Raw genomic sequence first — 18856 nt, forward strand, 5'->3', positions numbered from 1 at the left:
CGTGGACCTGTACTCAGGCCGCCACCTTGATGTTCTTGGCGCTGGGACCCTTGGGGCCGGTACCGACCTCGAACGTGACGCGCTGGTTTTCCTGCAGCGACTTGTAGCCTTCGCTGCGGATTTCCGAGTAGTGGGCGAACAGATCCTTGCTGCCGTCGTCGGGCATGATGAAGCCATACCCTTTTTCGGCGTTGAACCACTTGACGATGCCGGTTGCCATGGAATTTCCTCGAACCTAAAGAAGCGATTGCTCGCGGGGCGCCAGATGATCAAGGATGGGAGAGGAAAGCAACCGCAGCACCACTGACCGCGACAAGTTAAACGCAGACCGCGTCTCTTGAAAATCTCGCTGAACCCAGTGTATTGGCGAACCCCGAAAAACGTCAAATATGCGGCGATCCCGGCGCCCGCGCCGCGCCCGCATCCTGGCCGGCGCAGCGGGATCTTTCAACTCGCCATGCATCGATACAAGCCGATACGCTCACGTCGAACGGCCATGCCCCGCGGCTCAGCCGGCGAAGCCGCCGGAGGCCAGGAACTCCTGCTCGGGCTGGGTGGTCTGGCGGCCCAGCGCGGCGTTGCGATGGGGAAAGCGGCCGAAGCGCTTGATGATGTCGCGATGCAGGACGGCCCAGCGCACCGAGTCGGCGCCCAGCGGCTCCATCAGCGCGACCGCGCGGTTCTGCGCGGCCACGGTCTCGGCGTGCTCGAAGGGCATGTAGAAGAACTGGCGCAGCGCCGGGTCGACGGCCAGGTCGTGGCCGGCGGCGATGGCGCGTTCGGCGAACAGCAGCGCCAGCGGGTCGGTGGCGAACATGTGGGCGGTGCCGCGGTAGGCGTTGCGGGGGTACTGGTCCAGCAGGATCATCAATGCCAGCGCGCCGTCCGGCTCGTCCAGCCAGGCGTCCAGCTGGCGCGCGGCGGCGGCCATGTGGGCGGCGCCGCAATGCTGGCGGAAGCGCTCGTCGAAGGCCGCGTCCTTGTTGAACCATTGCTGCGGCCCGGCGTCGCGCCAGAACGCGACGACGTCCTGCGGCGTCAGGGATACGGGGGCTTGGACAGGGTGGGTCATGGAGATCGTCCTCAATCGATGGCGGGTCCGGCCAGGCGGTGCGGCGGGAGACAGGGGCAAGGATACCGCGTGCGGCCAGGTACGGGCGCGGGATGGCCTCGTGGCGCGCGCCAGGGGCCTTGCGGGCGCCGCCAACGAAAAGGGCTCCCCACGGGGAGCCCAGATGCAAAAAAGCCCCCGAAGGGGCTTTTCCGAAAAGCCAGAACCTTACAGGACCTGGATCTTCGTGGCTTGCGGGCCCTTGGGGCCATTGGCCGTCACAAAGCTGACGCGCTGGTTCTCTTCCAGAGACTTGAAGCCCGAGCCCTGAATTTCGGAGAAGTGAGCGAACAGGTCCTTACCACCCGCTTCCGGGGTGATGAAGCCATAGCCTTTTTCCGAGTTGAACCACTTAACGACGCCGGTTTCCATACTGTATTTCCTAGAGATAATGGGCAAATGCCCGGAGGTCACGAATCAATCAAGGAGGGGACAGTAGAACAATAACGCTGAGCCGGAAAAGGCACGGCACTGAACGAAAATCGCAACGCTTGTGATCGTGTGCCGACACTATCGTTATGTTCCCCTCACAAGTCAACATAATCCTAAAAAATACGTGCCAATAATGCAACAAAGAGAAACTGCGAACAGAATTTGCACGTTTTCATAGGGAAAAAGAAGTCCTGCATAGGTGTAAACACCCACGCATCATAAAAAAACAATCAAGGCTTATATAAATGCCGCCAAAGAGCGTATTGGATGCATACGCCGTTTGGACGGGCACTTTGGTTTGCCGTCAGGCTTACTCGTCGATAGGTAAACCCAACAGGTCGAGCGCCGCGCCGAAAGCGTCGGGGCCCGAGCAAAGGAAAACCGCCACGTCGCCGGGATTCATATTTTCCAGGACTTGGTCGATTTGTTCTTGCGCATTATCAACATTGTCGACACTGGCGGCGTGTATGTCCGCGCCGGCTTCGACTTTTTCGGGGGGGACGATGTCGGCAATCGCATTGAGATCGTCCACATCGGTCACGACATAGACGCTGATGCTCTCGCCATCCAGCGTTGTGTGCAGCTCAACGCCGCCCGCCACGTCGGCAACATGCCGACTCAGTATTTCCATGATCACTCTTCCTTGACTTGCGGGCCAGGCCCGCCTGGGCGCGCTCGCACGGATGCGTACACGCCCAGGCGCGACTATAACAGCCTTATGCTAAGGCTTCCTGACAGCCGGTCCCAGCGAGCGACGGGCGGCGCCGGACGTGGCGGCCACGCTACGGCTGCGCACCCCGGCCGCGGCCAGCGCGGCCAGCAGCGGCTTCTGGGCGTCCAGGAACACGGCCTTCTCGTCGCCCACCAGCTTGCACAGGAACATCTGGGCCAGCAGCTGCGTGCGGCGCGCCTTGCGGTTGTCGGCTTCTTGCGCGAGCCAGTTGGCCACCCAGTCGGCGGCGGCCTGGGCATCGCCCTCTTGCTTGACGTGCCCCAGCAGATCGAACACGGTGACGCCGGCAATGGCGCCTTCCTCGGTGCGCGTCAGGAACAGCTTGGCGGCCTGGCCGGTGTAGCCAGGGATCAGGGCGAGGCAATCGCGCTCGGCGGGTTTCTTCATTGATACAGCCTATCTGTAATCGGTAATCCCGCACTGTAACCCGACCCGGCCGGCTGTCGCGTCGTCGCCACGGAACTCTGCTATTGTGGGCTGTTCCACCCCAACCCCATACGGCGGACATCATGCAACGCGATTTCGATCTGGTCGTCACGATCCTGGGAGCCCTGCGCGACGCGGCGGGCCCCAACCTGAGCACCCATGACATCAAGGAGGCCGCCCTGGCGCCCCACGCGCAGGAACAAGGCCTGCAGCTGATTGCGCACCACCTGGACCTGCTGGCCGACGCCGGCCTGGTCAAGCAGATCAGCGAAACGACGGCGACGGCCGGCGACACGCGCTGGCGCATCACCTGGAAGGGCTACGACGCCCTGGAACAGGACGAGGAAGACGAAGAGGACGAGGACTTCGACGACGAGGAATGAGCGGTTCGCGGCCCGCCAGCCGGGCCCACCGCTGAGATGGCGGCCACGCGCCGCCCTCGCCTGCCGCGCAGGTCGGATCCCCTGGGCGATCCGGCTGCCGCGGCGCTCAATGGCGCCGCAGGATACGCCGCGTCAGCAGCGCGGCGGCGGCGCCGATCACCAGACTGAACATGAACGCGGCGATCGCCAGCATCGCCGCCTGGTCGCCGAAACCGGCCGACCGCGACAGCACCACCACGCTGGCGCAGACCGCCGCGGCCAGCACGGCCACGCCCGCCAGCACCCGGCCGGGTGAGCGCAGGCGGCCGCAGAGCGACCCACCCACCAATGCCACCGCCACCATGGCGGCCATGGACCAGAACAGGTATTCGTACTGCATGCGGACGGACTCCCCTGGGATGTTGCGGCGCCCGCATTATAGGTGGCCGGGCGCCCCATCCGTCCCCGAGGATGGCGGCAGGCGGGCGGACCGGGCTGCCTCCGGTGCGTGGCTCAGCCCTGGGGAACCACCGCGACGGCGCTGATTTCCACCAGCGCGCCATAGTGCAATTCACGCGTCGGCACGATCGCGCGGGCCGGTTTGTGGTCGCCGAAGCTGCGCTCGTAGACGCTGTTCACCTCGTTCCAGAGGCCGACGTCGGGAATGTAGACCGTGACGTTGACCACCGACGCCATCGACGCGCCGGCGGCCTGCAGGATGGCGGCCATGCTGCGCAGCGCGGCCTCGGTCTGCGCGGCGACGCCCAGCGCCAGTTGCGGCCGTTCGCCCGGGCTGGCGGCGGGCAGAAAGCCCAGTTGCCCGGAAACGAACACGAAGCCGTTGGCGCGCACGGCCTGCGAATAATGGCCCGCCGGCGGCGTGGCGTGGGGGGTGTGGATCAGGTCCATCTCGATTCCTTATGCGGGGCGGCCGGACTTACCAGCCGCGAAAGCGCTGCCATTGCGCCACGACACGGCGGTCGCCGTCGCGCACGACCGCGTAGGCGTCGTGCTGGGCGCAGGTGGCGCAGGCGTGGTTCGGCACGATCCGCAGTTTGGTGCCCAGCGGCAGTTCCGGCAAGGCGGCGCCGCTGCCGGCGCGCAGCTTGATAATGCCCTGCTCCTGGTTGGTCTTGGCCAGCAGCAGGTCGGGATAGACCTTGCCGTCGGCATCGCACACCAGCCCGTACAGCTGGTCCACCGGCTGCTTGGCCGTGCCGCGGTCGCGCGACATGGCCATCCAGCCCGCGTCCACCAGGATCCAGCCCTTGTCGGGCTGGTGGCCGATCACGGTGGTCAGCACGGTGGCGGCGATGTCGTCCACCTCGCAGACGCCGAGTCCCGCCATGACCAGGTCGAAGAACACGTAGACGCCGGCGCGCACTTCCGTCACGCCTTCCAGGTTGCGGGCGAAATGCGCGGTGGGCGTCGAGCCCACGCTCACCACCGGACACGGCAGGCCCGCCGCGCGGATGGCCTGGGCGCAACCGACCGCGGCCGCGCGTTCCTGCTCCGCCATGTCGGCGATGGCCTGCACGCTGCGGCAGCCGTAGGATTCACCGGCGTGGGTCATGACGCCGCGCAGGCTGTCGACGGCATGCAGGGCCCGCGCGATCGCCAGCAACTGGTCGGTGTGGCCCGGCTGCACGCCGGCGCGATGGCCGTCGCAATCGATCTCGATCAAGGCGGGAATGGCGGCGCCCTCTTCCCGGGCGCGCGCCGCCAGCGCTTCGGCGGCGTCGATGCTGTCGACCACCACGGTCAGGTCGATGCCCTGGCGGCGCAGCGCCAGCACGCGGCCGAGCTTGGCCGGCGCCACGCCCACGGCGTACAGCAGGTCGGTCACGCCGGCGGCGGCGAACTGCTCGGCTTCCTGCAGCGTCGACACCGCCGCGGGCCCCTCGGGCCGCGTCATGACGCGGCGCGCCACCTCGATCGACTTGGGCGTCTTCAGATGCGGACGCAATTGCACGCCGTGGCCGGCCATCAGGCCGTTCAGGCGCTCGATATTGCGCGTCATGCGGGTCTCGTCCAGCAGCAGGCAGGGCGTTTCCAGCGTATCGAGGATGGCGGAGGCAGTGGTCATGGCGGTATCGACGGAACAGGAGGGGCGGAAAAATGGAAACGGAGGCGGGCGCCGCCCGGGACGCGACCGCATGCCCGCAGTATGGCGCGCCACGCGGCTTGCGTGTTTAATAAGGACTTAATCAATCATTAAGGCGTTTCTGAATGATCACGACGGACGACCTGCGTTTCTTCCTGAGCCTGGCGGCCACCAGCTCGCTGGCGCAGGCGGCGCGCGCGCTGGACGTGACGCCGCCCGCCGTGACGCAACGCCTGCATGCGCTGGAAAAGCGCCTGGGGGTGCGGCTGGTCAACCGCTCGGGACGCGGCACCGCGCTGACCGACGAGGGCCGGCTGCTGGCGCTGCGGGCCAGCCAGATCTGCGGCGAATTGAACGACCTGGCCGATGAACTGGTCGGCCGGCGCGGCGTGGTGGCCGGCCACCTGCGCGTGGTGGCGCCGCTGGGCTTCGGCCAGCGCTACGTCGCCGGGCTGGTGGCCGGCTTTCGCAAGGAAAGCGAGAACGTGACCGCCAGCCTGATCCTGTCGGACGGGCCGCCGCGCCTGGCCAGCGACGACTGGGACGTGATGATCCACATCGGCGAGCTGCGCGATTCGACCCTGGTGGCCTATCCGCTGGCGCCGAACCGGCGCATCCTGTGCGCCTCGCCCGCCTACCTGGCGCGCCACGGCGCGCCCGCCAAGCCCGAGGATCTGCGCGAACACGACTGCATCGCCCTGCGTGAGAACGAGGAGGACGTGACCCTGTGGCGCTTCAAGCGCGGGCGCGGACCGGCGGTGGGGGTGCGCATCGCGCCGGTGCTGTCCAGCAACGCCGGCGCCGCCGCGGTGGCCTGGGCCCTGGCCGGCCACGGCATCGTGGCCCGGTCGGAATGGGATGTGGCCGAGCATGTGAAAACGCGCGCCCTGGTGCCGCTGCTGCCGGGCTGGACCCTGCCCGAGGCCAATGTGGTGGCGCTGGTGAAATCGCGCCAGGAGCTGCCGGCGCGCACCGCCGGCTTCCTCGCCCACCTGCGCGAGGCGTTCGCGGCCACGCCGTGGCGCGACAAGGCGACCGCCTGAGGCGCGCGCCGGCCGCGGCCCCGCCGGATCAGTCCAGCATGGCCTCGGCCTCGATCTCGACCAGCCATTCGGGCAGCGACAAGCCGCTGACGATGATCCAGGACGACGGCGGCGGATCGACCGGGAAGCGGTCGCGCAGCGCCTGCGCGATCGCTTCCTGATCCTCGCGCGCCGTCTCGCAGATGTAGATGCGCAGCATGATCACCTGCGCCAGTGTGCCGCCCGCCGCGGCCAGCACGCGCCCGATGTTGTCCAGCGCGGCGTCGGTCTGCTCGCGCAGGCCGGGGCCGACGGTGCGCTCGCGGGCGTCGACGCCGACCTGGCCGGACAGCAGCATGCGGCGCTGGCCCGTGACGATGACGGCCTGGCTGAAGCCATATTGCACGGTGTTGAAGACGGTATCGGGATTGACGACGGTTCGGGACATGTTTGTTCTCCTTGTGGACGCCCCGCCCCGCGGCGCGGCGTTGCCGGCATTCTAGATGCCTTGGATGTCCGCCCCGGCCGCGCTCAGGCGGCGGCGGTGGCGGGCCGGGCGCCACGCGCCGCGTAGACCGCGACCAGCAGCACCACCGCTCCCGCGCCCGCCGCGGTCCAGAAGCCCGCGCCCACGCCATGGCGATCGACGATCCACCCCGCCAGCGCGGCGCCCGCCGCGACGCCCGCCCCCAGGCCCGTCACCAGCCAGGTCAGGCCTTCGGTGAGACGGCGGCCCGGCACGCTGCCTTCCACCATCGCCATGGCGATGATCATGGTCGGCGCGAACGACAGGCCGGCCAGCAGCACGCCCAGCGACAGCGTCAGCAGATCGCCGACCCACAGCAGCGGCAAGGTGGTGAAGGCGGTCACGCTGGCGGCGATGGCCAGCATGCGCGCCAGCGGCATCTGGAATTTCAGCACGCCGAACGCCAGGCCGGCCACGCACGATCCCAGGGCATAGGCCGACAGCACCACGCTGGCGCCGGCGGGCAGGCCCTGCTGGCGGGCGAAGGCCACGCTCATGACGTCGATGGTGCCGACGATGACGCCCATGGCGGCCATCATGGCGGTCAGCTGGCGCATCAGCGGCACGCCCAGCACCGAGGACTCGCGGCCCGCCTCGCGCGGCTGCACCGCCGGCGCGGTGGCCCGTTGCAGCACGAAGGCGGTCACGCCCAGGCCCAGCAACAGCGCCGCGCCGAGCGGGCCGGCCTCGGGGAACAGGATCACGCACAGGCCCACCGCCAGCGGCGGGCCAATGATGAAGCTTAGTTCGTCGAACACCGACTCGAGGGCGTAGGCGGTGCGCAATTGCGGCCGGTCGCGGTAGATCTCGGTCCAGCGGGCCCGCGCCATGGCCGGCATGCTCGGCAGGCTGCCCGCCAGCGCCGCGAACACGAACAGCGTCCAGTCGGGCGCCTGCAAGCGCACGCAGGCGGCCAGGCCCGCCAGCCCGGCCACGCAGGCGCCGGCCGCCAGCGGCAGGATGCGCCCCTGGCCATGGCGGTCCACCAGGCGCGAAATGCGCGGCGCCAGCAAGGCGGTGGCCAGCGCGAAGGTGGCCGCTACCGCGCCGGCCAGGGTGTAGGCGCCGCGCACCTGGGACAGCATGGTGATGATGCCGATGCCGATCATGGGCAGGGCCAGCCGCGCCACGGCGCAGGCGGCGACAAAACCGGCGCCGCCGGGCGCCTGGAACAATTCGCGATAGGGATTCGACACCCGGAACCTCTGGGGATGTTGTAGCCGGCGATGGGCGCCGCCGGACAGATTGACATACGTAGCGTATGCAAGATGGTATTCACATACCTAGCGTATGTCAAGTATGTCAATTAACATACGCCTCGTATGCCACTGGAGCCAGCCATGTCGCGATCGCGCGCCGAGATGATTGAAGAAACCCGCGGAAAACTGCTGGCGACGGCACGCGAGTCGTTCCGCCGAGCCGGCTATGCGGGCACGTCGATGGACGACCTGACCGCCGCCGCCGGGCTGACCCGAGGAGCGTTGTATCACCATTTCGGTGACAAGCAGGGCTTGCTGGCGGCGGTCGCGGCGCAGATCGACGGCTAGATGGAGGCGCGGCTGCAGGCCATTTCGCGCGACGCCCCCGATGCCTGGACCGCCCTGCGCGAACGCTGCCGGGCCTATCTGGCGATGGCGGCCGAGCCCGAGATCCGCCGCATCGTGCTGCAGGACGCGCGCGCGGTGCTGGGCCAGGGCGCCGCCGCGCAGGAACAGTGCACCGCGTCGCTGGGCGCGCTGCTGCAGGCCCTGATGGCGCAAGGCGTCATCGGCCCGGCCCAACCCGACGCGCTGGCGCGGATGCTGCACGGCGGACTGGCCGACAGCGCCCTCTGGATCGCCGCGGACGACAGCCAGGCGCGGCTGGCGCAGGCACTGCAGGCGCTGGACCTGCTGCTGGCGGGCCTGCGCCGGCGCTGACCGCGACCACCGGCGAGCGGGATCGGCACTCGCGGCAAACGCCGTCGTCGCGCATAATGCGACACTGCGTTTGATGGGCCGCCCGTGGAGACCGGCCCCTGCCCCCGCAACCCGGATCCCTCGCCCCACCAAAATGAAGCTCCTGCGCCTTTACGCCCTGGCCGCCCTGCTCGGCGGCACCGCGCTATTGCCCGCCGCGGCGCCCGCCCAACCGCCGGCGCAGCAAGCCGCCGCGCAAGCCCTCGTCGGCAAGTGGCGGCACCAGACCATGCTGCGCACCGTCGACGGCCAAGCGCTGCCACCGCAGCCGTCCGGCGGCGCCGGCGTGGCCGAATTCCGCAGCGACGGCACCTGGTCGATGCAGGGCCCGGGCGCGCTTTCCAGCGGCACCTACCGCTGGCTCGACGCCAAGCGCATCGAGCAGACGCTGGAGCAATCCACCAGCGAATACGAGATCGGCGAGGCCTCCATCCGCTACGTGAAGATCCAGGGCGACCACCTGACGCTCACCCGCGTGCAGGATCGCAAGGAAATGGACAGGCTGATGCCGCCGGCCAAGCCGGGCGCCAAGCGTCCCGACCAGATGATCGTCACCAATCTCTTCACCCGCCTGCCCGCGGACTGACGCCTACCGCCCCGGACGCAATCCGCCGGTAATCCAAATGCAGTATGGAAGGATGAAATCTTCTTTGCTACGCTGGGTCACCCTTGTGGAGGTCCAGTGACCATGCAACCCAAGATCCGAGTGCTTTGCGTGCAACCGTCATCGGTGATGGCTCGCTTCGCCTTCCTGGGCGTCGCGCTGCGTTGGACCCTGGGCGCCACGCCCAGGCCCGCCCGGCTGCGCATCGGTCCGCACGACCTGGCGCCGGTCGGCTCGGAGGCCGCGTTCTGGATGTTCGCGTTGCGCCACGCCCTGTCGTCGCAGTCCGTGCTGATCACGCGCGGCGACCACTGGGACGTCGCCGCCTCGATCGACGGCGACGAAATACGCGCCTTTGGCCGCAAGTTCGCGCTGCGCCAGTGCCTCTAGCGCGGCCGGCCGCGGCCCTTCACAGCTCCACCCGCGGCTTGCGGTGATAGGCCGCCAGTTGCTCGGCGGTCCAGCGTTGCCGGGCTTCCTCCTGGCAGCAGGTGCGGAACACCCGCGCGCCCACTTCCAGAAAGCGCCCCATGTCGTCCTCGGTCAACTGGCCCTGCACCCGCATCAGGCAGTCCGCGTAGGCGGACAGGATGCCATCCCAACCTTCGGGCTTGCCGGGCGCCACGGGCTTGCTGATCATGCGGGCCATCATTTCGTTATGGTCCATCATGCTGGTTCCCCCCTGAAGCCTCGCCGCGGCCGCGCGGGTCGCGGCGGTATGACGGCATTGACGGCAGCAAGCGCCATGCCCGCCGGGCCGGGCGCGGGATCGGGGGGACCGGGGGGTGGAAAAATTACCAGCCGGCGTGGTACGGGCTTACCGTCCCTAGAATTCCGGCAGGTCGAAGACGGTGTGCAGGGTGGAACTGGGCATCGGCACCGAGGCCAGGTGCTCGCGCCCGTCATCGTCGGTCAGCACCCGCACCGGCCGCGAGGCCACGGACAGGCCGTCGACGCTGATCATGGTCTCGACCTCGGCGCCGGCCTTGATGGCCTCGATCACCTCGGAGGCCGCCGCCGTCACGGGGTCGCTGACCCAGCCGGGCACGCCGCGCTCGGCCAGCCCCCAGCGCACGTAGGCCACGTGACCGCTGACGGCTTCTTTACGAACGGCGACGATTGCGTAAAACGACATCCAGGCCTCCCAAAAGTTGGTGGCCCGGATCGTATAACAACTTCACTGATCCGCGATGACAGGCGGCATCAGGGTTCGATGTCGATGGGCGCAAAGGATTTCACCAGATCGTCCAGCTGCTTGAGCTGGGTCAGGAACGGCTCCAGCTTGTCCAGCGGCAAGGCGCTGGGGCCGTCGCACTTGGCGTTCCTGGGGTCCGGGTGGGCCTCCAGGAACAGGCCCGCCAGCCCCACGCCCATGCCGGCCCGCGCCAGTTCCGCCACCTGCTCGCGGCGGCCGCCCGAGGCCGCATCCAGGGCCGAGCGCTGCTGCAACGCGTGGGTGACGTCGAAGATCACCGGCCGGTTGCCGGAAACCTTTTTCATGACGCCGAAGCCCAGCATGTCCACCACCAGGTTGTCGTAGCCGAAGCTGGTGCCACGGTCGCACAGGATGATCTGCTGGTTGCCCGCCTCGGTGAACTTGTCGACGATGTTGAGCACCTGGGTGGGGCTGAGGAACTGCGGTTTCTTGATGTTGACGACCCGGCCGGTCTTGGCCAGCGCCACCACCAGGTCGGTCTGGCGGGCCAGGAACGCCGGCAGTTGCAGGATGTCGGCCACTTCGGCCACGGGGGCCGCCTGCCAGGGTTCGTGCACGTCGGTGATCACCGGCACGCCGAAGTTCTGCTTGACCGCCTCGAAGATCTTCATGCCCTCTTCCAGGCCCGGACCGCGGTAGGAATGGATCGACGAGCGGTTGGCCTTGTCGAACGACGCCTTGAACACGTAGGGGATGCCCAGCTTGGTGGTCACGCGCTGGTATTCCTCGCAGGCGCGCAGCGCGAGATCCTTGGATTCCAGCACGTTGATCCCGCCGAACAGCACGAAGGGCTGGTCGTTGGCGCAGGTGATCGAGGGCGAGATGACGACTTCCGGGGCGGTCATGGGGGAGCGATCCTGTAAAGGTGAAGCGGGTAATAGTGCGTAATGTACAACCTGCCCAACCCGGATCCGGCCCCCGCCACCCGCTTTTTTGCGCCGCCTCAGCGGCTGGAAGTCATGCGGCGCAGCACGCCGTCGCGCAGGACGTAGTGGTGGACCAGCGCCGCCACCGCGTGGATACAGGCCAGCACGATGATGCTCCAGGCCACCGTGTTGTGCAGCCCGCCGAAAAAGCGCCGTTGCTCGTGGTCGATGCTGACCAGCGTGGGGATGTCGAACAGGCCGAAGAACGCGAACGGCTCGCCTTGCGCCCAGCGGAACAGGAAGCCCAGCACGATCTGCGCCGCCAGCAGCAGGTACAGCAGCCCGTGCATGCCCGAGCCCGCCAGCCGCAGCCAGCCGCTCGAGGCCGGCGGCAGGCGACGGCCGCGGCTCAGGCGCCAGACCACGCGCAGCACGAAGACCGCCGCGAACAGCAGCCCGAAGGAAATGTGCACCGATTGCAGCAGGCGCCGCGTCGGCGTGCCGCGCGGCAGGAAGCCCCAGATCTCGGCCAGGGCGAACAGGCCGACGACCAGGATCACCGTCAGCCAGTGGAAAGCGATCGTCGCCCGGTCATAGTGCGGGGTGCCGGCGCAAGCAGGCGGCGTCATCGTGACAGTCACAAGATACACTCGTTGGCAGGAAGCAATACCCGCGAGCGTATTGAGAACAGACTTACGACAACCTGATTCATGGACACCGACACCCTGCAAGGCCGGCTCGAATTCCTGCGGCAAGCCGAAAAGCTGAAAGACGTCCTGCGCAGCGCCCGCAGCTCGGGCGGACGCCAGGAAAGCACGGCCGAACACACCTGGCGCCTGTGCCTGATGGCGATGATGCTCGAAGAAGGCCTGGCGGACCTGGATTTCGCCCGCATCCTGCGGCTGTGCGTGGTACACGACCTGGGCGAGGCCATCCATGGCGACATCCCGGCGACGCAACAGGCCACCGGCACCGACAAGGGCGCCCAGGAACGGCTCGACCTGCTGCAACTGGCCGCCCCGCTGGACGCCGCGGCGCGCTCGCGGCTGCTGGCGCTGTGGGACGACTACGAAAACGCCGGCTCGCCCGAGGCCCGCGCCGTCAAGGCGATGGACAAGCTGGAGACGCTGCTGCAACATAACCAGGGCGCCAATGCCCCGGATTTCGACTATGCGTTCAACCTGGACTACGGCCGCAAGCACACCGACGCCCTGCCCCTGTTCCGGGAGATCCGCCGGCTGCTCGATGCCGACACCGAAGCGCGCATCCGCCAGCAGGCCGCAGCGCGCGACACGCCCGCCGCCGGCCCCGCCGACGTGGTGCAGCGGCAACTGGACGCCTACAACGCCCGCGACATCGAGGCCTTCATGCCGGCCTGGGCGCAGGATTGCCTGTATTACGCCTTCCCCGACACGCTGCTGGCCAGCGGCCACGCCGAAATCCGCGCGCGCCACGTCGAACGCTTCCAGGAACCCGACCTGCACGGCAGGCTGGTCAACCGCATCGTCAACGGCGACATCGTGGTGGACCAGGAAATCGTCACCCGCAATTTCCCCGACGGCCCCGGGGAAATCGACGTCACCGCGATCTACGAAGTCCGCGGCCACCAGATTGCCAAGGCCTGGTTCAAGCTCGGCCAGCCACGACTGCACGCCAGACCGGCATAGCGACGCCCCCACCCGATGAGAAAAGCATGGGATTCCTAGACTCGCTGTTCCGGCGCAAGCCCACGCAAGACCAGTTCGCCACGCTTTTCATCGCCGCCGTGCGGCAACGGGGCTACACCGGCGAGCTCACCTACAAGGCCGATGAGTTCCGCCTGCTGCACGGCGACAGCGCCTACTTCAACCTGCACAACGCCTACCACGCCTATTGCGACGCCCGCGGCGGCCAGCGCCAGGGCGCGTTGCAGGGCTATGTCTCCACCCTGCTCAGCAGCGGCCAGGCCATGCCGCACTCGCTGGCCGAGGCCCGTCCCCTGCTGCGCCCGGTGATCCGCGGCCGCAGCGCGGTCGAGGCCGTGCGCATGCATCACCTGCGCAACGATGGCAACGACGAGGCGTTCCACCCCGCCGTGCGGCCCTTCGGCGACGATTGCGTGGTGCTGCTGGCGCTGGACCGGCCCGAATCCATCGCCACCCTCACCAACGGCCCCGAAGCTTCCTGGGGCGTCACGTTCGACCAGGCGCTGGCGATCGCCATCGACAACCTGCGCGATTCGGCCGACAACTTCGTGGAGGTGGCGCCGGGCGTCTACGGCGGCGGCTGGGAAGACGGCTATGACATCAGCCGCGTGCTGCTGCCCGACATGCTGGAGCGCGTCCCGGTGCGCGGCCGGCCGGTCTTCATGATGCCAACGCGCGACCTGCTGCTGGTCAGCGGCGACAACGACGATGAAGGCCTGATGAAGATGGTCGAGCTGTGCCAGCAGGTGATCCCGCACGGCCGACCCGTGTCGCCCTGCATGTACCGCCATGGCGAGGCCGGGGTCGAGCGCTTCGTGCCGCCGCACGACGAACTGCGGCAGCGCCAGGCCAACCTGGCGCGCATGCTGGCCAAGGGCGATTACGACGCCCAGAAAGAGGCGCTGGAACACCTGTACCAGGAGCAGGGCATCGACGTGTTCGTCGCCACCTACAACCTGTTCGTGCAGAACGGCGACGCCGACGCCTCGTTCTCGCTGGCGACCTGGACCCGCGGGGTGGACACCTCGCTGCCCGAGGTCGACCGCCTGGCGCTGGTGCGGCCCGACGCGGCCGACGAGATCGGCGAGGTCCGGGTGGTCGCCTGGGAACAGGCCGTGGCCTTGCTGGCGCCGCTGCTCGAACGCGAGAACCTCTACCCGGTGCGCTATCGCACCCGCGGCTTTCCCAGCGATGCGCAGCTGGCCCAGTTGCGGGCCATGGACTGACCGGGGCCAGTCCGCCCCGTCCCTTACGCTTGCGAGGCCGGCTCGCTCACCAGCCGGTAGGCCAGCGCCCCGATGATCGCGCCGACGATCGGCGCCACCCAGAACAGCCACAGCTGCTCCAGCGCCCAGCCGCCCACGAACAACGCCGGGCCGGTCGAACGCGCCGGGTTCACCGACGTATTGGTGACCGGAATGCTGACCAGGTGGATCAGCGTCAACGCCAGCCCGATGGGAATCGCGGCAAAGCCGGCCGGCGCCCGCTTGGCGGTGGCGCCCAGGATCACGAACAGGAAGCCCGCCGTCATCACGATTTCGGTGACCAGCGCGGCCGCCATCGAGTACTTGCCGGGCGAATAGGCGTCATAGCCGTTGGCGGCGAAATGGCTGCCCTTGAGGTCGAACCCCAGCTTGCCGTCGGCGATCACCGCCAGCACCGCCGCCGCGGCGATGGCGCCCAGCACCTGCGCCACCACGTAGGGCAGGATCTCGCGCGCCGGGAACCGGCCGCCGGCCACCAGCCCGACCGTGACGGCGGGATTGAAGTGCCCGCCCGAGATATGGCCGACGGCGAACGCCATGGTCAGCACCGTCAGGCCGAACGCCAGCGCCACGCCGGCGAAACCGATGCCCAGTTGCGGAAACCCGGCCGCCAGCACCGCCGCGCCGCAACCGCCCAGCACCAGCCAGAAAGTGCCGAAGAATTCCGCGCCGCAGCGCTTCGATAGTGGGTACATTGCCGCTCTCCAAGACAGAAAACGCGACAGTAGCCCGACGTAAAAAACGACACTTCAAAGCAATGCAAATTCTTTTGAATCCTTGACATTGCGTGGCGTGGACGCCGCCTGCGCACCCGCCTCCGATCGGTCCGGCCATGGCCTGCGCGGATGCGGCCATGGAAGAAACCGCCGTGGGCGGTATGCTCTCGTTGCGCGGCGATATCCGCACGCGCCCCGATTCCTTCCCGCGATCCTCGCCGCCATGATCCGACACGCCCTCGCGTTCTCCCTGATGCTGTCTCCCGCCCTGGTCCTGGGCGCCTCCCCGCCGGACTACATGGGCCAGTACGACCGCTGCCTGCGCGACGCGGGCGTCACCAACAACGGCACCGTGGGCGCCTGCGCGGAAGGCGTCTCGGCGGCGGCCAAGCGCGAAATCAACGCCCTCTACGCCCGGGTCCAGGCGCGCCTGGCCAATGACTACCCGGATGACGCCGCCAAGCTGGAACAGACCCAGAAAGCCTGGCTGGCCTACCGCAACGGCCATTGCACCCTGGCCGGGGCGCACGTCGGTTCGCCCATGTACGAGTACTGCCCGATGCTGCTCAACATCAGCCGCGCCGCCGAATTGCGCGAACTGGCGGGCGACTGAACCCGCGGCGCGACGTGCTGGCGCTTGCCGTGTGGCGGCGGCATTGGTAACTTTGCTGTGCTCGGCCTCGCGTTCCCCGTTTTTCGCACAGGACAGCGCCCACCATGACCATCGTCGTATACGCCGCCAACGCCCGCACCCTCTGGGAAACCATCCAGGCGGACATCGCCCCCATCAGCGCCCGGACCACGACCAGCGGCAACAGTTGGCGCAAGGACGACAGCGGCCGCGCCACCAAGATCTACCGCGCCACGCCCACCGGCCAGCATGACGAACGCGCCTACTTCGTCGGCACCGTGCGCACCGGCCAGCTGATGCTGCTGGATCTGCTGCCCGGCAGCGAGGCGCTGACCTGGCCGCTGTTCGGCGCCCTGCATGGCCACCTGTCCGGCATGCTGCTGTCGACCTATCCCGATGCGATCCTGTCGTTGAACCTGTTCCCCAACAAACCCACCGACGCATAAGAAACCACGCTGTGCTGCTGTTATCCGTATGTGTACTGGCCGCCGTGTCCCTGGGCGTGCTGACATGGCGCCTCGTGCGCCGGCCCGCCGGCAAGACGCGCGGCGACATTGCCCGCTCGGCCGCTGCCGGCGCCGCCCTGTTCGCCGCGCTGGGGCCTCCGGTGGGCACCCTGGTATTCGCGCTGTTCATCGCCATCTCCACGATCAGCGTCGAGGCGCTGTTCACGTCGATCTTCCTGGTGCCCTGGTCGTACCTGTACGGCGGCGTGCCCGCGCTGCTGTGCGGCCTGGTGGCGGGCGCCTGTCGCCCCGCCGCCGTATCATGGCGCTCGTATGGCTGGCCCGGGCTGCTGGGCGGTCTCTATGCCTTCGTTTTCCTGCTGGGCTTCGCGGTGCGCGACAACACCCTGCCCGAACTGGGCTTTCCGCTGTTCCTGGGCGGCGTGCCCGGACTGATCAGCGGCGTAGTCTGCGCGCGGCTGTTCTACGGCAAGCCGCAAGCCACCCTTCCCGCCCCCGCGTGAGCGCCGGCCCCACCCTCTTCCCCCAATCCCTCCTGGAAGCCCTCATGACGATCTCCCTGCCCCGCCTGTTCGCCGCCCTGGCCGCCAGCCTCTGCGCCGGCGCCGCCCTGGCCGCCCCCGCCCCCTCCGTCGCCACCGCACAAGCCAGGCTGGCCGGCATGACGCCCGCCTCGAAGATCGAGTGCCACGCCGCCGGCAGCAACGGCGCGCAATGCAGCGCCGACGGCTACACCGTGATGTACCTGGACAACTGCGGCGAAGGCGCCGCGTTCGGCTCGATCGCCGCCGATGGCGGCGTCGACCTGAATGACCGCGTCGACGGCAAAGGCAAGACGGTGGCCCACGTGATGGACCGCCAGTTCGTCTGCATTCCCGCCATGGTGCGCAAGGGCGAGGAACAGCGCCACTACGTGATCGCCGTGCCCACCGCCAGCGTGCCCGCGTGCCGCGGCAACGACCTGTGCAAGAACGCCGACCTGCCCGTGGACTGGAAGCAGGCCAAGCGCGGCCAGGCCTGCGAACGCACCAAGGATGGCGACTACCAGGGCGACTGCGCGGCCGGCTGGGTCGACGTCGGCCAGATCGACCAGTACGAAACGCTGGCCCCCGCCAAACCGGCCCGCTGATCGCCATGACGCGCCGCCTCGCCCCGATCGCCCTGCCGCTGATCGCGGCCCTGCTCGCGCCGGCCTGCGCGCTGGCCGCGAATGTGGCCGCTCAGCCCAATCCGCAGGCGCGCCAGCGCGTGGACCTGAGCGTGCGCATCGAGGGCGCGCCCGGTCCCTTCGAACGCGTCGACGGCCACGCCGACTACCGCGTCGAGAATCCGGCCTGCGTGCCGCTGACCGCCGTGACCGGCGCCACGGTGGTGCCGGAACAGCGCGTGCCGCTGAATTTCACTCGAACGGCCGAGGGCGATTACCGCACCGACATCGTGCTGGACCGCTTTCTGGACGAAGACTATTTCGGGCAGGGCCCATGCCATTGGGCGCTGGTCGGCGTGGTCGCCGATCTCTACCATGATCAAGTGGACTTCAGCCCCTCGATCGGGCAAGCCGATGTGCTGGCCGGCCGCGAAGTGGCGCGGTATTTCTCGGCCAGGTCATACACACATGCCGGCCAGCCCCGCATCGACATCGGCGCCGACAATCCGGCCGCCTACAACGATCCTCGGTCGGCATTCCTGGTGCGCCTGCGGGCCGCGCCTTCGAACCGATAACCCGTCTTCCCTTCCTACCCATCGCACCCGCGATGGGATATCGATTTCCTCAGCCTCTCACCTGGTTATGTGATACAAAACGAAACCAATAAATAGGAGAGGTGTATGTATAAGTTGTTTGGCGCTGCGGTGCTTGCGCTGACGGTGACGGGCTGCTCGACGTTTGCCGTACCCCGCTATTCCGCCGATGCCGAAACCGTGTCTGCATTGCGCGCGATGGGTGAAGTCAAAGTGAATGTCGGCCCCTTCAACAGCGGCCCGGGAGACCAGAGCAAGTCCGGCGTGCTCACGTGCCGCGCCTTCGGTCCCGTCAAGACGCCCAATGCCGAGGCCTATTCGGAATATGTCCGCAAGGCGCTGATCAGCGAACTCGTGATGGCGAACCTGTACGCCGAAACGGCGCCGGTGGAACTGACCGGCACGCTCGACAAGCTCAACTTCAGCTCGAACAGCGGCAAGTGGGTCAGCGCCCTGACGTTGAAGTCCAGCAATGGCAACTCGCTGTCGGTGGAAGACACCTACAAGTTCACCAGCAGCTTCGTTGGCGAGACGGCCTGCACCCAGACGGCGTTGGCCGGGCTTGGCGCGGTCCAGGAGCTCATCAAGAAGGCGGTGCGCGATCCCGCTTTCGTCAAGCTGTTGAAGTAGGCCCGCACAAGGCGGAAGGCCCGCCAGGGAAGTCCCTTTGCCGCGAGCCCGATACCTGTAAAAAAACCCGCTGCCCAGCGGGTTTTTTTACGCCCCGGCTCAACCGCCAAAAGCGCGGCGCAGCCGCTCCAGTTCGGCGCGGTTCAGGCGCTTGGCCTCGTCCTCGGCGTAATCGCGCTCGCCTACTTCGTACTTGCCGTCATACAGGCAACTGCTGCGGCTCACCCGGCATTCGAGGCTGACGCGCGATGAATCGGGACCGGATGACGACGCCGGCGCCGACCAGACATTCAGGGGGGAGGAGGAAGAACAGCCTGCTGCGAGCCCGGCGAGCAACAACATCAGTGCGCCGCGGCCAAGTG

28 protein-coding genes and 2 pseudogenes are annotated in these 18856 nt (G+C 68.0%); 14 read left to right on the plus strand and 16 right to left on the minus strand.

Features of this window, described 5'->3' with window-relative positions; translation table 11 throughout:
• Positions 1-13: 13 nt before the first annotated feature.
• The 5 genes from AC1HFW_RS12535 to AC1HFW_RS12555 all read right to left on the minus strand — a co-directional run bounded on the left by AC1HFW_RS12535 (position 14) and on the right by AC1HFW_RS12555 (position 2663).
• On the minus strand, positions 14-220 hold the full coding sequence (locus AC1HFW_RS12535; RefSeq protein ID WP_006225311.1) for a cold-shock protein: 207 nt from the start codon (positions 218-220) through the stop codon (positions 14-16).
• Positions 221-508: 288 nt separating this feature from the next.
• A complete protein-coding gene (locus AC1HFW_RS12540) occupies positions 509-1072 on the minus strand; it encodes a DUF924 family protein (protein WP_479283662.1) in 564 nt (187 codons plus the stop codon).
• Between the two features lie 207 nt (positions 1073-1279).
• Positions 1280-1483, minus strand: a complete 204-nt coding sequence (locus AC1HFW_RS12545) for a cold-shock protein (RefSeq protein ID WP_006220190.1) — start codon at positions 1481-1483, stop codon at positions 1280-1282.
• Positions 1484-1853: 370 nt separating this feature from the next.
• A complete protein-coding gene (locus AC1HFW_RS12550) occupies positions 1854-2174 on the minus strand; it encodes a hypothetical protein (protein WP_006395877.1) in 321 nt (106 codons plus the stop codon).
• A 90-nt stretch (positions 2175-2264) separates the two neighbouring features.
• Positions 2265-2663 (minus strand): hypothetical protein, encoded by a 399-nt coding sequence (locus AC1HFW_RS12555; RefSeq protein ID WP_006395878.1) that lies wholly within the window; start codon positions 2661-2663, stop codon positions 2265-2267.
• 122 nt (positions 2664-2785) lie between these two features.
• Here AC1HFW_RS12555 and AC1HFW_RS12560 point away from each other — a divergent pair, with 122 nt between their 5' ends.
• Positions 2786-3085 (plus strand): DUF2513 domain-containing protein, encoded by a 300-nt coding sequence (locus AC1HFW_RS12560; protein ID WP_006395879.1) that lies wholly within the window; start codon positions 2786-2788, stop codon positions 3083-3085.
• A 106-nt stretch (positions 3086-3191) separates the two neighbouring features.
• Here AC1HFW_RS12560 and AC1HFW_RS12565 read toward each other — a convergent pair whose 3' ends face one another.
• The 3 genes from AC1HFW_RS12565 to AC1HFW_RS12575 form a co-directional block, all read right to left on the minus strand.
• A complete protein-coding gene (locus AC1HFW_RS12565) occupies positions 3192-3464 on the minus strand; it encodes a hypothetical protein (protein ID WP_006395880.1) in 273 nt (90 codons plus the stop codon).
• 113 nt (positions 3465-3577) lie between these two features.
• Positions 3578-3973, minus strand: a complete 396-nt coding sequence (locus AC1HFW_RS12570; protein WP_479283664.1) for a RidA family protein — start codon at positions 3971-3973, stop codon at positions 3578-3580.
• Between the two features lie 28 nt (positions 3974-4001).
• On the minus strand, positions 4002-5150 hold the full coding sequence (locus AC1HFW_RS12575) for a DSD1 family PLP-dependent enzyme (protein ID WP_479283666.1): 1149 nt from the start codon (positions 5148-5150) through the stop codon (positions 4002-4004).
• Between the two features lie 143 nt (positions 5151-5293).
• Between AC1HFW_RS12575 and AC1HFW_RS12580 the strand changes: the two genes are divergently transcribed.
• Complete coding sequence (locus AC1HFW_RS12580; protein WP_479283667.1) at positions 5294-6211, plus strand: LysR family transcriptional regulator; 918 nt, start codon at positions 5294-5296, stop codon at positions 6209-6211.
• A gap of 28 nt (positions 6212-6239) precedes the next feature.
• On the opposite strand, the gene AC1HFW_RS12585 is transcribed toward AC1HFW_RS12580, so the two are convergent.
• The gene (locus AC1HFW_RS12585; RefSeq protein ID WP_479283668.1) at positions 6240-6638 is read right to left on the minus strand and encodes a RidA family protein; all 399 of its coding nucleotides are present in this window, start codon (positions 6636-6638) and stop codon (positions 6240-6242) included.
• Positions 6639-6721: 83 nt separating this feature from the next.
• On the minus strand, positions 6722-7912 hold the full coding sequence (locus AC1HFW_RS12590) for an MFS transporter (RefSeq protein ID WP_479283669.1): 1191 nt from the start codon (positions 7910-7912) through the stop codon (positions 6722-6724).
• Between the two features lie 144 nt (positions 7913-8056).
• Here AC1HFW_RS12590 and AC1HFW_RS12595 point away from each other — a divergent pair.
• The 3 genes and pseudogenes from AC1HFW_RS12595 to AC1HFW_RS12605 all read left to right on the plus strand — a co-directional run bounded on the left by AC1HFW_RS12595 (position 8057) and on the right by AC1HFW_RS12605 (position 9668).
• A pseudogene (locus tag AC1HFW_RS12595) lies at positions 8057-8635 on the plus strand (TetR/AcrR family transcriptional regulator).
• Positions 8636-8768: 133 nt separating this feature from the next.
• A complete protein-coding gene (locus tag AC1HFW_RS12600; RefSeq protein WP_006395888.1) occupies positions 8769-9260 on the plus strand; it encodes a hypothetical protein in 492 nt (163 codons plus the stop codon).
• 102 nt (positions 9261-9362) lie between these two features.
• Positions 9363-9668 (plus strand): hypothetical protein, encoded by a 306-nt coding sequence (locus tag AC1HFW_RS12605; RefSeq protein WP_035361705.1) that lies wholly within the window; start codon positions 9363-9365, stop codon positions 9666-9668.
• A gap of 19 nt (positions 9669-9687) precedes the next feature.
• On the opposite strand, the gene AC1HFW_RS12610 is transcribed toward AC1HFW_RS12605, so the two are convergent.
• The 4 genes from AC1HFW_RS12610 to AC1HFW_RS12625 all read right to left on the minus strand — a co-directional run bounded on the left by AC1HFW_RS12610 (position 9688) and on the right by AC1HFW_RS12625 (position 12001).
• Complete coding sequence (locus tag AC1HFW_RS12610) at positions 9688-9948, minus strand: hypothetical protein (protein WP_232625662.1); 261 nt, start codon at positions 9946-9948, stop codon at positions 9688-9690.
• A 156-nt stretch (positions 9949-10104) separates the two neighbouring features.
• Positions 10105-10413, minus strand: coding sequence for a hypothetical protein (locus AC1HFW_RS12615; protein ID WP_061074242.1), 309 nt, complete (start codon positions 10411-10413; stop codon positions 10105-10107).
• A 68-nt stretch (positions 10414-10481) separates the two neighbouring features.
• Entirely contained in the window at positions 10482-11339 is an 858-nt protein-coding gene (kdsA, locus tag AC1HFW_RS12620; RefSeq protein WP_006395892.1) for a 3-deoxy-8-phosphooctulonate synthase, read from the minus strand.
• Positions 11340-11437: 98 nt separating this feature from the next.
• Positions 11438-12001: a cytochrome b gene (locus tag AC1HFW_RS12625; RefSeq protein ID WP_479283672.1), complete on the minus strand. Its 564-nt coding sequence runs from the start codon at positions 11999-12001 to the stop codon at positions 11438-11440.
• Positions 12002-12070: 69 nt separating this feature from the next.
• Here AC1HFW_RS12625 and AC1HFW_RS12630 point away from each other — a divergent pair.
• The 3 genes and pseudogenes from AC1HFW_RS12630 to AC1HFW_RS12640 all read left to right on the plus strand — a co-directional run.
• Positions 12071-12628 (plus strand): annotated as a pseudogene (locus AC1HFW_RS12630) (HD domain-containing protein); the annotation flags it as partial.
• A gap of 51 nt (positions 12629-12679) precedes the next feature.
• Positions 12680-13027, plus strand: a complete 348-nt coding sequence (locus AC1HFW_RS12635) for a nuclear transport factor 2 family protein (RefSeq protein WP_343074475.1) — start codon at positions 12680-12682, stop codon at positions 13025-13027.
• Positions 13028-13053: 26 nt separating this feature from the next.
• Positions 13054-14271: a DUF1444 domain-containing protein gene (locus AC1HFW_RS12640; RefSeq protein ID WP_006395895.1), complete on the plus strand. Its 1218-nt coding sequence runs from the start codon at positions 13054-13056 to the stop codon at positions 14269-14271.
• Between the two features lie 23 nt (positions 14272-14294).
• Here AC1HFW_RS12640 and aqpZ read toward each other — a convergent pair whose 3' ends face one another.
• Positions 14295-15005, minus strand: a complete 711-nt coding sequence (aqpZ, locus tag AC1HFW_RS12645) for an aquaporin Z (RefSeq protein WP_006395896.1) — start codon at positions 15003-15005, stop codon at positions 14295-14297.
• Positions 15006-15279: 274 nt separating this feature from the next.
• Here aqpZ and AC1HFW_RS12650 point away from each other — a divergent pair, with 274 nt between their 5' ends.
• The 6 genes from AC1HFW_RS12650 to AC1HFW_RS12675 all read left to right on the plus strand — a co-directional run bounded on the left by AC1HFW_RS12650 (position 15280) and on the right by AC1HFW_RS12675 (position 18494).
• Positions 15280-15639, plus strand: coding sequence for a lysozyme inhibitor LprI family protein (locus tag AC1HFW_RS12650; RefSeq protein ID WP_479283673.1), 360 nt, complete (start codon positions 15280-15282; stop codon positions 15637-15639).
• 104 nt (positions 15640-15743) lie between these two features.
• Positions 15744-16103 (plus strand): hypothetical protein, encoded by a 360-nt coding sequence (locus AC1HFW_RS12655; RefSeq protein WP_241074263.1) that lies wholly within the window; start codon positions 15744-15746, stop codon positions 16101-16103.
• Between the two features lie 11 nt (positions 16104-16114).
• A complete protein-coding gene (locus tag AC1HFW_RS12660; protein WP_479283674.1) occupies positions 16115-16627 on the plus strand; it encodes a hypothetical protein in 513 nt (170 codons plus the stop codon).
• Positions 16628-16671: 44 nt separating this feature from the next.
• The gene (locus AC1HFW_RS12665; protein ID WP_479283675.1) at positions 16672-17253 is read left to right on the plus strand and encodes a hypothetical protein; all 582 of its coding nucleotides are present in this window, start codon (positions 16672-16674) and stop codon (positions 17251-17253) included.
• Between the two features lie 5 nt (positions 17254-17258).
• Positions 17259-17846, plus strand: coding sequence for a hypothetical protein (locus AC1HFW_RS12670; protein WP_479283677.1), 588 nt, complete (start codon positions 17259-17261; stop codon positions 17844-17846).
• Positions 17847-17951: 105 nt separating this feature from the next.
• Positions 17952-18494: a hypothetical protein gene (locus AC1HFW_RS12675; protein WP_061074234.1), complete on the plus strand. Its 543-nt coding sequence runs from the start codon at positions 17952-17954 to the stop codon at positions 18492-18494.
• Positions 18495-18593: 99 nt separating this feature from the next.
• On the opposite strand, the gene AC1HFW_RS12680 is transcribed toward AC1HFW_RS12675, so the two are convergent.
• Positions 18594-18836 (minus strand): hypothetical protein, encoded by a 243-nt coding sequence (locus AC1HFW_RS12680; RefSeq protein WP_225856606.1) that lies wholly within the window; start codon positions 18834-18836, stop codon positions 18594-18596.
• Positions 18837-18856: the final 20 nt, after the last annotated feature.

This window comes from Achromobacter sp. ISS7 (assembly GCF_056523125.1).

Bases quoted from the DNA above. Each gene is read 5' to 3' on its own strand.
- AC1HFW_RS12535 (WP_006225311.1), bottom strand. From the start codon at position 220: ATGGCAACCGGCATCGTCAAGTGGTTCAACGCCGAAAAAGGGTATGGC.
- AC1HFW_RS12540 (WP_479283662.1), bottom strand. From the start codon at position 1,072: ATGACCCACCCTGTCCAAGCCCCCGTATCCCTGACGCCGCAGGACGTC.
- AC1HFW_RS12545 (WP_006220190.1), bottom strand. From the start codon at position 1,483: ATGGAAACCGGCGTCGTTAAGTGGTTCAACTCGGAAAAAGGCTATGGC.
- AC1HFW_RS12550 (WP_006395877.1), bottom strand. From the start codon at position 2,174: ATGGAAATACTGAGTCGGCATGTTGCCGACGTGGCGGGCGGCGTTGAG.
- AC1HFW_RS12555 (WP_006395878.1), bottom strand. From the start codon at position 2,663: ATGAAGAAACCCGCCGAGCGCGATTGCCTCGCCCTGATCCCTGGCTAC.
- AC1HFW_RS12560 (WP_006395879.1), top strand. From the start codon at position 2,786: ATGCAACGCGATTTCGATCTGGTCGTCACGATCCTGGGAGCCCTGCGC.
- AC1HFW_RS12565 (WP_006395880.1), bottom strand. From the start codon at position 3,464: ATGCAGTACGAATACCTGTTCTGGTCCATGGCCGCCATGGTGGCGGTG.
- AC1HFW_RS12570 (WP_479283664.1), bottom strand. From the start codon at position 3,973: ATGGACCTGATCCACACCCCCCACGCCACGCCGCCGGCGGGCCATTAT.
- AC1HFW_RS12575 (WP_479283666.1), bottom strand. From the start codon at position 5,150: ATGACCACTGCCTCCGCCATCCTCGATACGCTGGAAACGCCCTGCCTG.
- AC1HFW_RS12580 (WP_479283667.1), top strand. From the start codon at position 5,294: ATGATCACGACGGACGACCTGCGTTTCTTCCTGAGCCTGGCGGCCACC.
- AC1HFW_RS12585 (WP_479283668.1), bottom strand. From the start codon at position 6,638: ATGTCCCGAACCGTCGTCAATCCCGATACCGTCTTCAACACCGTGCAA.
- AC1HFW_RS12600 (WP_006395888.1), top strand. From the start codon at position 8,769: ATGAAGCTCCTGCGCCTTTACGCCCTGGCCGCCCTGCTCGGCGGCACC.
- AC1HFW_RS12605 (WP_035361705.1), top strand. From the start codon at position 9,363: ATGCAACCCAAGATCCGAGTGCTTTGCGTGCAACCGTCATCGGTGATG.
- AC1HFW_RS12610 (WP_232625662.1), bottom strand. From the start codon at position 9,948: ATGATGGACCATAACGAAATGATGGCCCGCATGATCAGCAAGCCCGTG.
- AC1HFW_RS12615 (WP_061074242.1), bottom strand. From the start codon at position 10,413: ATGTCGTTTTACGCAATCGTCGCCGTTCGTAAAGAAGCCGTCAGCGGT.
- kdsA (WP_006395892.1), bottom strand. From the start codon at position 11,339: ATGACCGCCCCGGAAGTCGTCATCTCGCCCTCGATCACCTGCGCCAAC.
- AC1HFW_RS12640 (WP_006395895.1), top strand. From the start codon at position 13,054: ATGGGATTCCTAGACTCGCTGTTCCGGCGCAAGCCCACGCAAGACCAG.
- aqpZ (WP_006395896.1), bottom strand. From the start codon at position 15,005: ATGTACCCACTATCGAAGCGCTGCGGCGCGGAATTCTTCGGCACTTTC.
- AC1HFW_RS12650 (WP_479283673.1), top strand. From the start codon at position 15,280: ATGCTGTCTCCCGCCCTGGTCCTGGGCGCCTCCCCGCCGGACTACATG.
- AC1HFW_RS12655 (WP_241074263.1), top strand. From the start codon at position 15,744: ATGACCATCGTCGTATACGCCGCCAACGCCCGCACCCTCTGGGAAACC.
- AC1HFW_RS12665 (WP_479283675.1), top strand. From the start codon at position 16,672: ATGACGATCTCCCTGCCCCGCCTGTTCGCCGCCCTGGCCGCCAGCCTC.
- AC1HFW_RS12670 (WP_479283677.1), top strand. From the start codon at position 17,259: ATGACGCGCCGCCTCGCCCCGATCGCCCTGCCGCTGATCGCGGCCCTG.
- AC1HFW_RS12675 (WP_061074234.1), top strand. From the start codon at position 17,952: ATGTATAAGTTGTTTGGCGCTGCGGTGCTTGCGCTGACGGTGACGGGC.
- AC1HFW_RS12680 (WP_225856606.1), bottom strand. From the start codon at position 18,836: ATGTTGTTGCTCGCCGGGCTCGCAGCAGGCTGTTCTTCCTCCTCCCCC.